Annotated in this window: 12 protein-coding genes; 3 read left to right on the forward strand and 9 right to left on the reverse strand. The window is 42.4% G+C overall.

The genetic code is table 11. The annotated features are described in order from the left end of the window. Nucleotides 1-7 precede the first annotated feature (7 nt). From atpH to ACFSYC_RS08635, 6 genes are all read right to left on the reverse strand, one after another. A complete protein-coding gene (gene atpH / locus ACFSYC_RS08610; RefSeq protein ID WP_377125776.1) occupies nt 8-553 on the reverse strand; it encodes an ATP synthase F1 subunit delta in 546 nt (181 codons plus the stop codon). Between the two features lie 81 nt (nt 554-634). Next, entirely contained in the window at nt 635-1141 is a 507-nt protein-coding gene (gene atpF, locus ACFSYC_RS08615; RefSeq protein ID WP_377125779.1) for a F0F1 ATP synthase subunit B, read from the reverse strand. Nucleotides 1142-1228: 87 nt separating this feature from the next. Further along, on the reverse strand, nt 1229-1435 hold the full coding sequence (gene atpE / locus ACFSYC_RS08620; protein WP_377125782.1) for an ATP synthase F0 subunit C: 207 nt from the start codon (nt 1433-1435) through the stop codon (nt 1229-1231). 45 nt (nt 1436-1480) lie between these two features. Next, entirely contained in the window at nt 1481-2608 is a 1128-nt protein-coding gene (gene atpB, locus ACFSYC_RS08625; protein WP_377125785.1) for a F0F1 ATP synthase subunit A, read from the reverse strand. Nucleotides 2609-2640: 32 nt separating this feature from the next. Next, nucleotides 2641-3021 (reverse strand): hypothetical protein, encoded by a 381-nt coding sequence (locus ACFSYC_RS08630; RefSeq protein ID WP_377125788.1) that lies wholly within the window; start codon nt 3019-3021, stop codon nt 2641-2643. Beyond that, nucleotides 3014-3253, reverse strand: a complete 240-nt coding sequence (locus ACFSYC_RS08635; protein WP_377125791.1) for an AtpZ/AtpI family protein — start codon at nt 3251-3253, stop codon at nt 3014-3016. The genes ACFSYC_RS08630 and ACFSYC_RS08635 overlap by 8 nt, the downstream gene beginning before the upstream one ends. Before the next feature lie 71 nt (nt 3254-3324). Here ACFSYC_RS08635 and porW point away from each other — a divergent pair, with 71 nt between their 5' ends. The 3 genes from porW to uvrC all read left to right on the forward strand — a co-directional run bounded on the left by porW (nt 3325) and on the right by uvrC (nt 10372). Next, entirely contained in the window at nt 3325-6246 is a 2922-nt protein-coding gene (gene porW, locus ACFSYC_RS08640) for a type IX secretion system periplasmic lipoprotein PorW/SprE (protein WP_377125794.1), read from the forward strand. Further along, entirely contained in the window at nt 6243-8480 is a 2238-nt protein-coding gene (locus ACFSYC_RS08645; protein WP_377125796.1) for a penicillin-binding protein 1A, read from the forward strand. Before porW ends, ACFSYC_RS08645 begins: the two co-directional genes overlap by 4 nt. A gap of 83 nt (nt 8481-8563) precedes the next feature. Further along, complete coding sequence (gene uvrC / locus ACFSYC_RS08650; protein WP_377125799.1) at nt 8564-10372, forward strand: excinuclease ABC subunit UvrC; 1809 nt, start codon at nt 8564-8566, stop codon at nt 10370-10372. A 104-nt stretch (nt 10373-10476) separates the two neighbouring features. On the opposite strand, the gene porN is transcribed toward uvrC, so the two are convergent. Genes porN through porL form a run of 3 tightly spaced genes read right to left on the reverse strand, consistent with a single transcriptional unit; the run spans nt 10477 to nt 13867 of the window. After that, entirely contained in the window at nt 10477-11463 is a 987-nt protein-coding gene (gene porN, locus ACFSYC_RS08655) for a type IX secretion system ring subunit PorN/GldN (RefSeq protein ID WP_377125802.1), read from the reverse strand. Between the two features lie 19 nt (nt 11464-11482). After that, nucleotides 11483-13012, reverse strand: coding sequence for a type IX secretion system motor protein PorM/GldM (porM, locus tag ACFSYC_RS08660; protein ID WP_377125805.1), 1530 nt, complete (start codon nt 13010-13012; stop codon nt 11483-11485). Nucleotides 13013-13057: 45 nt separating this feature from the next. After that, nucleotides 13058-13867, reverse strand: a complete 810-nt coding sequence (gene porL / locus ACFSYC_RS08665; RefSeq protein WP_377125808.1) for a type IX secretion system motor protein PorL/GldL — start codon at nt 13865-13867, stop codon at nt 13058-13060. Nucleotides 13868-13894 lie beyond the last annotated feature (27 nt).

Genomic DNA, 13894 nt, shown 5'->3' on the forward strand with positions numbered 1-13894 from the left:
TTGTAATTTAAACTGCCGCTGTGGCAAAATTTTTCTTAATCTTATTAAGGCTGGTTTGTACGCTGGTATCTAGCTGTCTGTCGCCAACGGTTAATACAAAACCACCTATTAATGACGGGTCAACTTTAGTTTCAAGCACTACCTGGCCACCAATAGCCGCTTTAACTTCGGCAAGCAAAGCTTGCTGGTTAGTTGCAGATAACGGAGTAGCAGAAACCACCTTAGCTTTAGTGATATTATTTTTACGGTTGTACAAGTTAATAAACTCGTGCGCGGTGCCATTAACAACTTCTCCACGGCCTTTATTAATTACCAGCTTAAAAAAAGCTATCGTTAGCGCATTTACTCTCGAAGCAAATATTTCAGTAAGAATATTAAGCTTCTTAAGGTGAGACACCATAGGGTTGCTTAACACCGCCGCTAATTGCGAATTCTCTTTTAAAGTTTTGGCAAAGAAAACCATATCGTTGTTAACCGCTTCCAGAACATTTTGCTCTTCTGAAAGATCGATCAATGATTTGGCATATCTTGATGCTACCGCTAATTCTGACATATTATGTGAATAGTTAGTAGTGAGTGGTGAGTGGCGAGTGGTGAGTTAACTACTCACTATTCACAGCTCACCATCCACCATTTACAATTTAACTTCTTTTAATAACTGGCTTACCAGTTCGTCTTGCTTATGTTGATCTTCTAGTTGTCTCTGCAATACCTTTTCAGCAATTTGCAATGACAAGGTAGCAACCTGATTTTTAACGTCAGCCATAGCTATCGCTTTTTGGTTGTTAATCTCAATACGTGCCATTTCAATCTGGCGTCCTGCTTCTTTCTGTGCGGCTTCTTTGGCTTCAGCAATAATGCTATCTTTAACCTTTTTAGCTTCGCTCAAAATAGCGTCACGCTCAATACGGGCTTGTTTTAACAAAGCTTCGTTTTCGCTGGTTAAGCGGCTCATTTCTTCTTTGGCAGCTTCAGCTTTTAAAAGGGCGCTTTCAATTGAACGCTCGCGCTCGTCAATGGCACCCATAATTGGTTTCCAGGCAAATTTTGCCAGCAAAAACAATAAGATCAAAAATGCTACTGTTGACCAAACAACAAAGCCTAAATGATCATTCAATAAACCGTCAAATAATTCTTCCATTATAACTTTAAAAAAATCTTGATACTTTAACTTTTAAATTAAGGCCTGCCGCCAATCGCTGCAAGCCTTAATTTTTTTTAAGGCAAATTATTTGCCTAATAACGCAACTACCACACCGAATAAAGCAACACCTTCTACAAGGGCCGCAGCGATGATCATTGCAGTTTGGATTTTTGCAGCAGCTTCTGGCTGACGAGAGATACCTTCCATCGCTTTACCACCTACTTGACCGATACCTATACCAGCACCGATAACCGCTAAACCTGCACCTATTGCAGCAATACTTCCAGTCATTTTGTTAAAATTAAAAGTTAAATATAAATTATTGTTATTTACTAATTAGTGGTGATGATCTTCAACCGCTGTACCTATAAACAGGGCTGTTAACATCGTAAAAATAAAAGCCTGTAAAAATGCTACCAAAAGCTCCAACACGTCCATAAACAACACAAAGGCAACAGACACAGGTGCGATAAACATCGACTTAAATATAAAGATCAAAGATATTAAGCTTAATACAATAATGTGGCCTGCAGAGATATTTGCGTACAAACGTATCATCAATGCAAATGGCTTTGATATTACACCAATCAATTCCACAGGGATCATGATAGGGTACAACCAAACCGGTACATCTGGCATAAAAATGTGTTTCCAGTAATATTTGTTAGCGCTAAAATTAACCACTAACAATACTATGGTTGACAGCACAAACGTCATTAATATATTACCGGTAACGTTAGCGCCACCCGGAAAGATGGGTATTAAGCCCAGTAGGTTGTTTATCCATATAAAAAAGAATATGGTAAGCAAAACAGGCATATAGCGCTGGTAACGGTAACCTATGTTAGGCCGTGCAATCTCGTCGCGCACAAAAACAATAATTGGCTCAATGAATGATTGTAATCCCCTTGGCGCTTTACCAACGGTTTTTTTGTATGCAGATGCAACGCTGATAAATATTACCAGTAATAATATACCGGCTATCCATAATGCTACAACGTTTTTGGTGATAGAAAAATCGTATATCTTATAAGATGTAGCTTTATCTACATTACCTGCAGCGTCAACAACTCTTATTTTATCTTCAACCAACTTATAGGTATAGTATTTACCCTGGTAAGCATCATGGCCGTGATTGAATTTACTTGATGAGAAAAACTCGGTGCCTTTATCCGTAAATAATATTACCGGCAAACCTATAGATACATCACCAAAAACATGCCATGAGTGGGCATCGCCAATGTGCTCTAAAATGGCAGTAGTAGGGTTAAAAACTTCATCGTGACCGGTCGCTGCAGCTCCGTGAGCTTCGGCAACTTCATGATGAGCGGCGTGCGTGGTATCCTCTGTTGCAACAACAGCCGTTTCCTGATGATTTTCATGTTGTGCAGCAAAACTGTTACAAGCGAAAAATGCCAGAAAAACGCCTAAAACGACACCTGAGGCTAATTTTTTTAAGTTCAAAATATGGCTTAAATACATCTAAATAAAGTTTTTTACCTTAAATTTTGGTTGCGCAAGTTACGCAACAAAATATAAATTTCAAAGCCCGTATTTAAGAAATATAAATACATAAAATTAAGCATAAATATGGGCTTGTCAACCTTGTTAAACATCACATAAATCAGCACAAAAACAAGGCATGCCAGCAGCTTAAAAACCGTTGCGCCCATAAAAACCTGCGTATACGTTTCAGGATCGCGTTTTTGAGCCATCAGTACCCCTATTACGGCCGCCAAAGTTAACCCGCCAACAAAGGCAAATAATAACCAAAAGCGAGGTATTATCCAGCTATTATTACAAGTTAATGTTAATGCCAGCGGCGGCATAGCCAATACAATGGTAAATATCAAAAAGGGTACAATTTTTTTAACCATTATTTCGGCTTACAGATCTGATAACTAAATACAGGGAGACAAAAACACCGATAAGCGACAGCACTGCCGTTACCCATTTGGTATCATGAGCGGCATTCTCGTCAATTTTGTACCCTACAAACGTAAACACGCCAATAATCACCATCATTTGAAAGCCAAGGCCCGCGTACTTTGCATAAGTGCTTGTGTTTTTAGCTATATCCTTTACTTCATTTTGTTCATTTTCCGGCATGCACAAATTTATTAAATCCTATTGCATAATGTTTAGTAATTTAGCTTGCTTTTGTAATTACTTTTTTAGCCTTGAAGAGCATCAGGAAATCTGTCATAAACAAGCGTAACTTTTGCTGGGGATTAGTGGGGGTATTACTTTCCGCCGGCTGTTCTTTTCAGAAAAAATCGGGCTTTAACCGGGTTATGCAAAACTTAACCACGCATTATAATATACTCTATAATGCAAATGAGCTGCTGCGTTTAAAGCAGGAAGCCTACGCCATATCATCTTTAGACCAATATGGCGACATACTAAGCGTATACCAGGATACTATAACACATACCGACGCTGCCGACAAGGATCTTGAAGCGGTAATTACCAAAGCGAACACCATTATAAGCGAAAAAGAGCAAAGCAAATACGGTGGCGATGCTTATTTACTGTTGGGTAAAGCCAACTTTTTAGATGGTAAGTTTTTTAACGCCGTCGAGTTTTTTAGCTACGTAATACGCTCCTACCCCGCAGATTTTAAGCTGACGCAGGAGGCTGCCGCCTGGAAAGTACGAGGGCTACTCTACCTAAATAACTACAAAGAAGCTAAAGAGACTTTAGACTCGGCCTTTGTAAACCCCGACTCTACTAAATACAAGCATTTTAGCGGCGCGGTGTACGCCGCGGCACTGCAGTACGACATTAAAACGCAAAATTATGCCGACGGAATAGCAGCTGCAAATAATGCGATAGCCTACGCAGATACCAAGTTGCAAAAATTGCGCTGGACGTTTATTTTGGCGCAGCTGCAGGAGCTAAACAACCAAAATGCGGACGCGCTGGCCAACTATAAAAGCCTGGCAAAAAGTAACGCGTCGTTTGAGATGGCTTTTAACGCTGAGCTTAACCGGATAAGGATTGAAGAAATGCACAATGGTGTAAAGGTAAACCGCGTTACCGTTTTGCTAAGTTTATTAAAGGATGAAAACAACAACGAGTTTAACGACCAGATATATTACCAGGTGGCACAACTATACGCCGCCGATAAAGACGTGGACAACGCGCTGCAATATTATAAGCTATCGGCAGCTAAAAGCCTGAAGAACCAAAACCAAAAAGGATTGGCTTACCTGCGCATTGCCGATATTAACTTTAACACCAACGGAGATTATGTAGCAGCCAAAAACTACTACGATAGTACACTGTTGGTTTTGGCGACAACTTACCCCGGCTACCAAGCTATTAAAAAGAAAGGCGAGAACCTGCAACTACTGGTTGACCAGTTTGAAATTATAGCGCACGAGGATACGCTCCAACTGCTGGCCAAAATGGACGAGCCAACCCGTTTAAAAACCATGGACGATATGGTTGATGCGCGCATTTTGCAACAAAAGGTTTCAATCGCAAACAGCACAGCCGCTGTACTTGCCACCGCCTTGGCAAATGCAGGGGGTCCAACATCCGGCAACCCAACTACCGGCAATAACTTTTACTTTTATAACGCTGCCGCGGTAAGCAAAGGGCTAAACGAGTTTAAGCGCCGCTGGGGCAACCGTAATTTGGAAGACGACTGGCGCCGTAGCCGCCAAACCGCGGTTGCAAATGTGGTTGGCGGCTCGCCTGCAAGTGCCGGGGCTGCTGATCCGGATGCAGTGCCGGGCGACCTGCGCAAATCTTCGACGGATATTGCGGCCGGCAACTATCGCCAAAGCTTGTTACAAAACCTGCCGCTAACGCCGGTATTAATGGCACAATCTAACACGCGGACATATAACGCTTACCTGGAGATAGCGAACTTTTACCGCGATGTTTTGGAGGATAAAAATGAGGCTATCATTAACTACGAACTTTTGTTGACCAAATATCCCGAAGACAGGGGGAAGGCACCTATCTATTATAGCTTGTATCGTTTGTACGCTGATAAAAATCAGGCTAAGTCTACCGAGTATAAAAACCGGTTGCTTAAAGAGTTCCCTGAAACACTTTACGCCAAGGTGATCATTGACCCGGATTATAGCAAAAAGATAAGCGACAGCGACGCGCAATTTAACGAAGCATATAATAAGGTGTACGCCTTGTACAGCCAGCGCCAATACAGCCAGGTTATTACTCAAACGGATGCCTTGCTGCAATCATACCCGGGCAACAAAATGCTGTCGCAGATCTACTATTTAAGGGCGATAGCCAATGGCCACCTACAAAAGGTTGAGCCGTTCCGCGCCGAGCTGCAGCAAATAGTTAGCACCTACCCTAACGACGAGTTAGTGACGCCACTGGTTAAAGAACATTTAGCGTATGTTGACGCCAACAATATCCAATTAGCTACGCAAACTGTAGCTATTACGGATACCGATACTTCGGGCCTATACTTTTCGCCCCCGGTAGAGTACCAGAAAGACGCCGTGTTAAACCGTGGCCGCACATTTGCCGCAGTGCAAGTGATACAAACCCCGGTGACTAAACCTGTAGAAAAGCCCGGAGCAATACCCATCCCACCACCGGTAATTAAACCGGCTGCACCTGCGGGGAAAGATTCTGTAGTTAACAACAACGTTGTAGCAGCGCCGCCGGTAACCAAGCCGGTAGATGTTACCGCACCCGGGCAGGAGCCACAAGTTGTTATCCCCCCAAAAAGAACAGTGTCAAACTTGTTTAATGAGCGCGACAGCACCGACTACTATTTTGTGGTTAATGTAAATACAGGTACAACAGATCTGTCATCTTCGCGTTTTGGGATTGGGCAATTTAACCGCACCAAGTACCAGGGGCAAAACATCGCGCACAAATTAAAAAACGCGGGACCTGATAATCAACTGATTTACGTTGGGCGGTTAACCAGCTTGGCGGCTGCTAAAGCGTATGCCCGCAATATCATCCCGCTAATGCCTCAAATAATGAAGCTACCTGCCGATAAATACAGTTTTTTCATCATAACCCAAGAAAATCTGGATAAATTAGCCGGTCAGAAATTACTGGATGAGTACATTTATTATTATCAACAAATCTTACTGAATCAATGATCGTTAAATTATCTCAACAAGATATAAAAAGATACAACTGGTACATCTGGCGGTTCGTCATCGCATGCTTCGCATTTGTTGTTATACTGATTGGCCTTACTACCTTTGGCGCATTTGGTCCGCTACCTTCGCTACGCGAGCTGGAAAACCCTAAAAGCGATCAAGCCTCAGAAGTCCGATCTTCAGACGACCAGGTATTGGGTAAATACTACAGCAAAAACCGCTCAAGCGTTCCTTACAGCAAAATATCGCCAAACGTTCTCAATGCTTTAGTGGCAAAAGAGGACAATCATTTCCTGTCACACTCGGGGGTTGATTTTTGGCGCACATTTTCTATCATCCCTTATAATTTAATAGGTAAACGACAGGGTGCCAGTACTATCACCCAGCAATTAGCCTTAAACCTTTTTAGCGACGAAGAACGAGCGCGCAACCCGGTTAAGCGCCTTTTTCAGAAACTAAAGGAACTTATTATCGCTATCCGTATTGAGAAACATTATACTAAAGAAGAGATCATCACTATGTATTTAAACACGGTTGATTTTGGATCAAACACCTTTGGCATATCCGCTGCGTCAGAAACATTTTTCAATACCACGCCGGATAGGTTAACGCCTGATCAGGCTGCTACCATTATACAACTACTAACAGCGCCTACAGCAAACTCGCCAATACGCAATCCAGAGCGCGCGCTTGCCAACCGTAATTTTACACTGAGCCGTATGGTACAGGAAGGTTTTTTGGGTGCCGATGAAGCTGAAAAAGCAAAAGCAAAACCACTGGGGCTTAACTATCATTTAGTGAGCCACACCGAAGGTTTGGCACCTTACTTTAGGGCGGTTGTAAAAGAAGATATTAAAAAGATTTTAAAAGAAATACCCAAAGCAGACGGGAGCGCCTATGACCTTGACCGCGACGGACTGAAAATATACACCACGGTAAACTATAAAATGCAGCAATACGCCGAAGACGCCCAGCGCGAGTGGATGCGAAAATTGCAGCATCAGTTTAATACCGAGTGGAAAGGTGTTAAGCTATCAACACGCATCAAAAACTATAAGCTACTGATAGATCAGGGGATGCGCCAGTCTGACCGTTACAGGCAATTAAAGCTGGAGGAAAAGTCGGACGAAGAGATTGCCACAAATTTTAATACGCCTGATATGGTAAACCTGTTTACCTGGAAAGGCAATATTGATACCTTAATGAAGCCTATCGACTCTATCGTATATTGCCAAATGTTGTTGCGCAATGCCATGATGAGTATGGACCCTACAACGGGTTATGTTAAGGCATGGGTAGGCGGTATCAATTTTGAGCATTTTAAATACGATCAAGTAAAAAAAGGCGCACGCCAGGTTGGCTCAACAGCTAAGCCTTTTACGTATGCAGTCGCGATTGAAAATGGTTACTCCCCTTGCATGCAGGTTGATAATGTGCCGGTAACTATTACAGGTTACGGTGATAAAGATTGGACACCTGGATCATCATTAGAAGAAACTGTACCAGGCAGGATCACTTTACGAACAGCCCTGGCGCGCTCGCAAAACTGGGTAACAGCTTTTATTATGAACGAGGTGAAGCCCGAGCCTGTAGCCAATTTAATTAAAAACATGGGGGTACATACAGATGTTCCGCCTTATCCAAGTATTTGCCTGGGCGCCTTTGATGCTACGGTAATGGATATGACCGCGGCCTATTCGGCCTTTGCTAATCATGGCGTATGGACAGAACCAACTTATTTATTACGTATTGAGGACAAAAACGGAAACCTGATTTATAGCAAGACCCCAAAAGTTAAACAGGTAATGAACGAACAGGTTGCTTACGTAATGGTGGATATGATGAAAAGTGTAATAGACGCCGGTACAGGCTGGCGCATGCGCGGCACCTATAAATTAACTAACCCCATAGCCGGCAAAACAGGCACTACTAACGAAAACTCTGATGGTTGGTTTATTGGTATGACCCCTAACCTTGTAACTGGCGTTTGGACAGGTTGCGAAAAACGCGACTTCCATTTCAGAACCACTCATAGCGGCCAGGGTGCCAACTCGGCGTTGCCGGTCTTTGCGCTGTACATGCAAAAGGTATATGCCGACTCATCGTTAGGGATAAAACCTAATATCGATTTTGAGCTACCCAAGCAACCGCTTACTACAGCGCTTAATTGCGACGCGTATAGTGATGAACAAAAAGGAACCAACGAAGTTGAAAAGAAGCTAAGTTTTTAATCCGAAAGATATAAATAACGTCATTGCCGGGAACGAAATTGAGATCAGTTTGTTCTTTGCAGTGACGTTGGCATTTAACAACAATGAGTAAATTCGATTACAAAGCAGCTATTCAGAACATCCCTCATAAACCTGGTATTTATCAATACTGGAACGAGGAGAACGAGCTTATTTATATAGGCAAGGCTAAAGATCTGCGCAATCGTGTTACCTCGTATTTTGTAAAAGATACCAACGTAAATGCCAAAACGCGGGTACTTGTATCAAAAATACGGAACATTACATTTACCATTGTTGATACCGAAGTTGATGCCTGGCTGCTGGAAAATAGCCTGATAAAGAAGCATCAGCCCCGCTACAATGTGATGCTTAAGGATGACAAAACTTATCCGTGGATCATCATTAAAAACGAAAATTTCCCCCGCATATTCTGGACACGCCGTATTGTTAAAGACGGCTCTAAATACCTTGGCCCATACGCATCTGTGAGTATGATGCATGCGATTTTGGGGTTGATAAAAGAAACCTACCCCTTACGTACCTGTAACCTTGCGCTGAGCCGCCATAATATCGACGCCGGCAAGTTTAAGGTCTGTTTGGAGTATCAACTAGGTAACTGCAAAGGCCCTTGCCAAAACTACCAGACAGAAGGCGACTACGATAACAGCATAGAAGAGATTAAAGATATCCTAAACGGCAAAATAGGCGCCGTGGTGCGCAAATTAAAGGCTGAGCTTGATGGTGCTATCAGTACCATGAACTATGAACTGGCACACCGTTTAAAGCGCAAGTTTGACCTGCTGGAGAATTATCAAAGCAAGTCGACCGTTGTCAACTCATCTATTACTGATGTGGATGTTTTCAGCATCGCCTCCGAAGAAAAAATAGCCTTTGTGAACTTTTTGAAGGTAATGAACGGTACCATCATCCAAACCCAAACTATTGAGCTTAAAAAGCGACTGGATGAAAGCGATGAGGAACTGTTAGAGCTGGCTATAGGCGAGTTTAGAACACGTTATAATAGTACATCTAAAGAAATTATCGTACCGTTTAGCATTAACGTAGATGATTCTAATTTAAAGTTTACCGTGCCAAAACTGGGCGAAAAACGTAAGTTGTTAGATCTGTCGCAAAAAAACGTGCAGTTCTTTAAAAAAGAGCGCATTGACCAATACGAAAAACTGAACCCTGAGATCCGCACAGAGCGCTTGCTTACGCAGATGATGAAAGATCTGCGCATGAACCAGCTGCCCCGCCATATTGAGTGTTTTGATAACTCCAACTTCCAGGGCAAATACCCGGTGTCGGCTATTGTGGTGTTTAGGGACGGCAAACCGTTTAAAAAAGATTATCGTCACTTTAACGTTAAAACCGTTGAAGGCTCTAATGACTTTGCCACCATGGAAGAAGCCGTGCTGCGGCGATACCGCCGTGTGCTGGACGAAGATACCGGCTTGCCACAGCTGATTATTATTGACGGTGGCAAGGGCCAGCTATCATCAGCAATGAAGAGTTTAAGATTATTGGGTATAGATAAGCAGGTAACCGTAATCGGCATCGCAAAACGCCTGGAAGAACTATATTATCCCGGCGATCAGTATCCGTTGTATCTCGACAAAAAATCAGAAACGCTAAAGGTTATTCAATATCTGCGCGACGAGGCTCACCGCTTTGGCATCACCTTCCACCGCAAGAAGCGCGACAAAGGCACTTTAGCTACAGAGCTTGAACTGATAGAGGGCATTGGCAAAACCACTGCAGAGAAGCTTTTAAAATACTTTAAATCTGTCAAGAAGATCCGCGAAGCGGATGAAGTTACACTGCTTGAAGTGGTGAACCTGAAACAGGCCAAAGCAATCATCGGGTATTTTAACGGTACTGATGTAATTTAATTAAAAGGTAAAATTCAAAATACGTTTAGACGAATGCCTTAAAGCAAAAAAGCCAAAACCTGCTAAGATTTTGACTTTTAAATTTTTGAATTCGACTTACCTACTTAGTACTGCCACAAATTAAGTTCCCAGTCCATAAGGCCTTTCTTAATTCGCTCAGCCTCGTACAGCCTGTCTATACCTTCAGCGTAATCACGGATACGCTCGTCCTTGTCGTTTGATTCTTTAACGATGTATGATGCAAATAAACGTTTAAGGAAAACATCATCAAGACTTAAATTAGTAGCATCGTTGTTATGGTTAAACGCGGTTTTTGTAGCTAATATTTTGCGTGCGTCAAGGAAATATATCCAGAATGCCGGTTGATAATCTAATGTAACCCCATCGCCTGCGTTTGGCCTAACCATAGGTGCTATGCCTATAATGCGTGGCTCCCATACAGACCGTTGTTTGTCAAATATCCAGTCTTCTTTAATACGAAACTTAATAACACTATCGGCCTGAAAATCACTTGCAGCCATACGGGTGCCTGTTTTTTCGCCATTTGCATTAAAAATATCAACTCTTGAGCTGTCCGATAACTTAAGTTTAGCTTGCTCTGCAGTAAGCCTATTACTCCAACCCGAGTCGCCGTTAGGGTCATCTTTAGTTGGGGTTGGATCAAACGCGGTTAATTCACCAGTGCTTATAGCATCCATTAACGCATCAATTAACCTGCCTTTTGGCGATGCCATAAACTGGTTCATTTTTTCGCGCAGGTCTATCTCGCGCCAAATACGTTTTTTATAAATAATATCAGCCTGACGAACCTGATGATATGGTGTTGGTACAGCCTTTTCTATGTCAGTCGTTACGTAATAGCCGTCTGTCAATTTCTCAAAAGGCTTTATAGTGTCAGGTTTTAAAGCCGTGTTGGCCACGGCTGGCACTAAACTAGTACCTGTCGATTGTTGTGCACCGGCGCTTCCAACCTGGGTTGGTGCCGCTACGCGCTTTTTGGTTACAGGCTTTTTTGTAGCAGCCCTTTTTGCTTGCGCAAAGGTACCAAGGCTAGCCAGGCAAAGTGCAACTATTACAAATCCTTTTTTCATATCTCTATCTCAACTAATATTAGTTAACCGTAAATATAATATCGTCCAAACCGCGCTGACTGCCGTCAGGGCCAACGGCCATGATGTCTCTAAATACAACGGTAGATCCCGGCACTACATTGTTCATTGCTGTACGTATTTGACCGCTTATTTGATTACCTGTACCGCTAACAATCTGTGCGTCCTGGCGTGGTCTGATAATTACCATCGTAAAACGGGTAACGTTAAATTTAGCGTTAAACTCAAAGTTTTCAAGGTTAGCAAAAATGGCCTCTTGCGCCTTTATATTAGCAGCGCTGATCTTACCACCAGATTTACCGGCTAACTGCGCTTTAGGGTCAGGTATACGTTTTACCCTGAACTTAGTTGATCCTAAAACCATTACTCTACCTTTAGATACCTCGCCCGATACATTCACCGTAGCGGTACCCATGTTACTTACCGTAACCGTATAACCATTGCCTGACGGTGTTATGTTACCACCGCTCATACTCACTCTCAGATCTTTTTTGGCAATGCCCGGAGCCGATATAGAAACTGGGTTAGGTACACCAATATACAATACGTTCATCGCATCAGGCGATACAACGGCTGATGGACGGGCTACTGTGTAGCTAGCACTTACCTGCTTAGTATCAGTAGTTCCATCAGTCTTTTTATATGTTATTCTACCAATCCAAGTATAAACACCTTCTTTACTTGCTACGACTGTATATTTTCCCTTTCCTGATTCCACTGGCAATGGAGAACCATTAGCTGTAATAGTAGGATTAGATCTAGAGTCAGATGCTGTAAGAAAAACCTCTGCCGTGTAAGGTTGACCCACTAAAACGTAGCTTGTTGGCGCCACGGCAACCGCATTAAACTGGTCTAGGTTTACAACAGCCTGATCAACTTCTCCTAATATCTTTTTTACAATTTCGTTTTCGGCATTTTTTGCATCAGCCTGTATCTTGGCTAATGTAGTCAGCGAGGCGCCTAATGGAATACCATCGCCAAAGTTGGCCTCTTGCCAGGTCTTTTTCACATCACCATGTTTAGGCGGATCTACAGCGTTCAACGAAAAATTAACACCTGTTCTTTCTTTCTCAGATAGTAGGCCTAATAACTTATCGCGTGTATCATCAATCAGCTTACGCAACTTGTCGGCTTTTTTTTGCTGCACCATAATCCGTGGAGATATATCCAGATCATCACGGGCATTAACATCATTAATCTCCGGGTTAATACCCCCGCCCTCTTTTATTAACACTGCTTTAAGCTCTTCTATGTATTTATCAAGCTCTGCTGCAACGCGGCTAGCCTCTTTAGCTTTAGCATATACAGGCTTAGCTCTTTCGGGCTGCTCTTTAAGCTTTGTTTTCTCAAAAGCAGAGTAGGTATTATCAATACCGGTTATAACGTTCTTGCGCGAGCTATCCAGACTGTTTGTGATGTTTCTAAAAGCATCGAGCAAACTATCCGGAACATTCATCGCTACAAGGCCCAAAAGTACAAGGTATAAAATACCTATCATCCGTTGCCTTGGGGTTTCTTTACCTCCAGCCATGCGCTATATATCTTTTTTAAATTTTAACCTATTTAACTAACTGAATTATGCTTGGCGCGGTTGGTTCATTGCGGTTAGCATATTACCGTAAACAGCATTTAACGACGACAAGTTTTTAGCTAAGCGCCCTACTTCGTCTTTAAACTGTTTTGAATCTTCTAACGATTCGTTGAAATTGTTCATCGTCAACGAAAGGTTTTGATAAAACTTGTTCATTGATTTTAAATGCGCGCTCGAGTCTTGTAACTCCAATTCGTACACAGCATTTAAAGCAGAAAGGTTTTTAGCCAGACTGTTAACCTGGTCATGATAAGCTTTTGAAGCAACGTTGGTATTAGCCAGCTCTAACAGGTTGCCCGATGCTCTTTCAAACGATGTTGTCAGTTTATCATAGCTCTGCGTGGCCTCTTTTACTTTAGTAGTGAAAGCCATAGTAGCTTCGCCGGCGTCGGTTACTTTTGATATCGAGTTTACCTTATCACCAAAAGTTCTTAAACCATCTGCAAGGCTGGTTATTAATTCAGGGCCGATCTTTGCATCGGTCATCATTTTATCAAGTGCTGCTGTCTGCGAAAAGTTATTATTGCCTGTACCAACTGATCTTTGTGATGTTTTTGGTAATTCGCCATTATAGTCATGCGCCAATTCAGGATAGGCTCTTGTCCAGTCAATTTCTGCGTCTTCTCTTTGAAATCCTAACAATAAAAACAACAATGCCTCTACAGTTAAGCCACCTGCAATAAAATACGTAGCACCCGGCCAGTGCAATATTTTAAACATCAACCCCACAATTACTACCGCGGCACCCCACGATACAACATTCCCAATTCCGTATGATTTTTTTTTGCCAGCCATAATTTTTAATAATGGTTATATAATAAA

Source organism: Mucilaginibacter antarcticus (assembly GCF_042686155.1).
Lineage (GTDB): Bacteria > Bacteroidota > Bacteroidia > Sphingobacteriales > Sphingobacteriaceae > Mucilaginibacter > Mucilaginibacter antarcticus.

Bases quoted from the DNA above. Each gene is read 5' to 3' on its own strand.
- atpE (WP_377125782.1), bottom strand. From the start codon at position 1,435: ATGACTGGAAGTATTGCTGCAATAGGTGCAGGTTTAGCGGTTATCGGT.
- porN (WP_377125802.1), bottom strand. From the start codon at position 11,463: ATGAAAAAAGGATTTGTAATAGTTGCACTTTGCCTGGCTAGCCTTGGT.
- porM (WP_377125805.1), bottom strand. From the start codon at position 13,012: ATGGCTGGAGGTAAAGAAACCCCAAGGCAACGGATGATAGGTATTTTA.
- uvrC (WP_377125799.1), top strand. From the start codon at position 8,564: ATGAGTAAATTCGATTACAAAGCAGCTATTCAGAACATCCCTCATAAA.
- ACFSYC_RS08645 (WP_377125796.1), top strand. From the start codon at position 6,243: ATGATCGTTAAATTATCTCAACAAGATATAAAAAGATACAACTGGTAC.
- ACFSYC_RS08630 (WP_377125788.1), bottom strand. From the start codon at position 3,021: ATGGTTAAAAAAATTGTACCCTTTTTGATATTTACCATTGTATTGGCT.
- atpF (WP_377125779.1), bottom strand. From the start codon at position 1,141: ATGGAAGAATTATTTGACGGTTTATTGAATGATCATTTAGGCTTTGTT.
- porL (WP_377125808.1), bottom strand. From the start codon at position 13,867: ATGGCTGGCAAAAAAAAATCATACGGAATTGGGAATGTTGTATCGTGG.
- atpH (WP_377125776.1), bottom strand. From the start codon at position 553: ATGTCAGAATTAGCGGTAGCATCAAGATATGCCAAATCATTGATCGAT.
- ACFSYC_RS08635 (WP_377125791.1), bottom strand. From the start codon at position 3,253: ATGCCGGAAAATGAACAAAATGAAGTAAAGGATATAGCTAAAAACACA.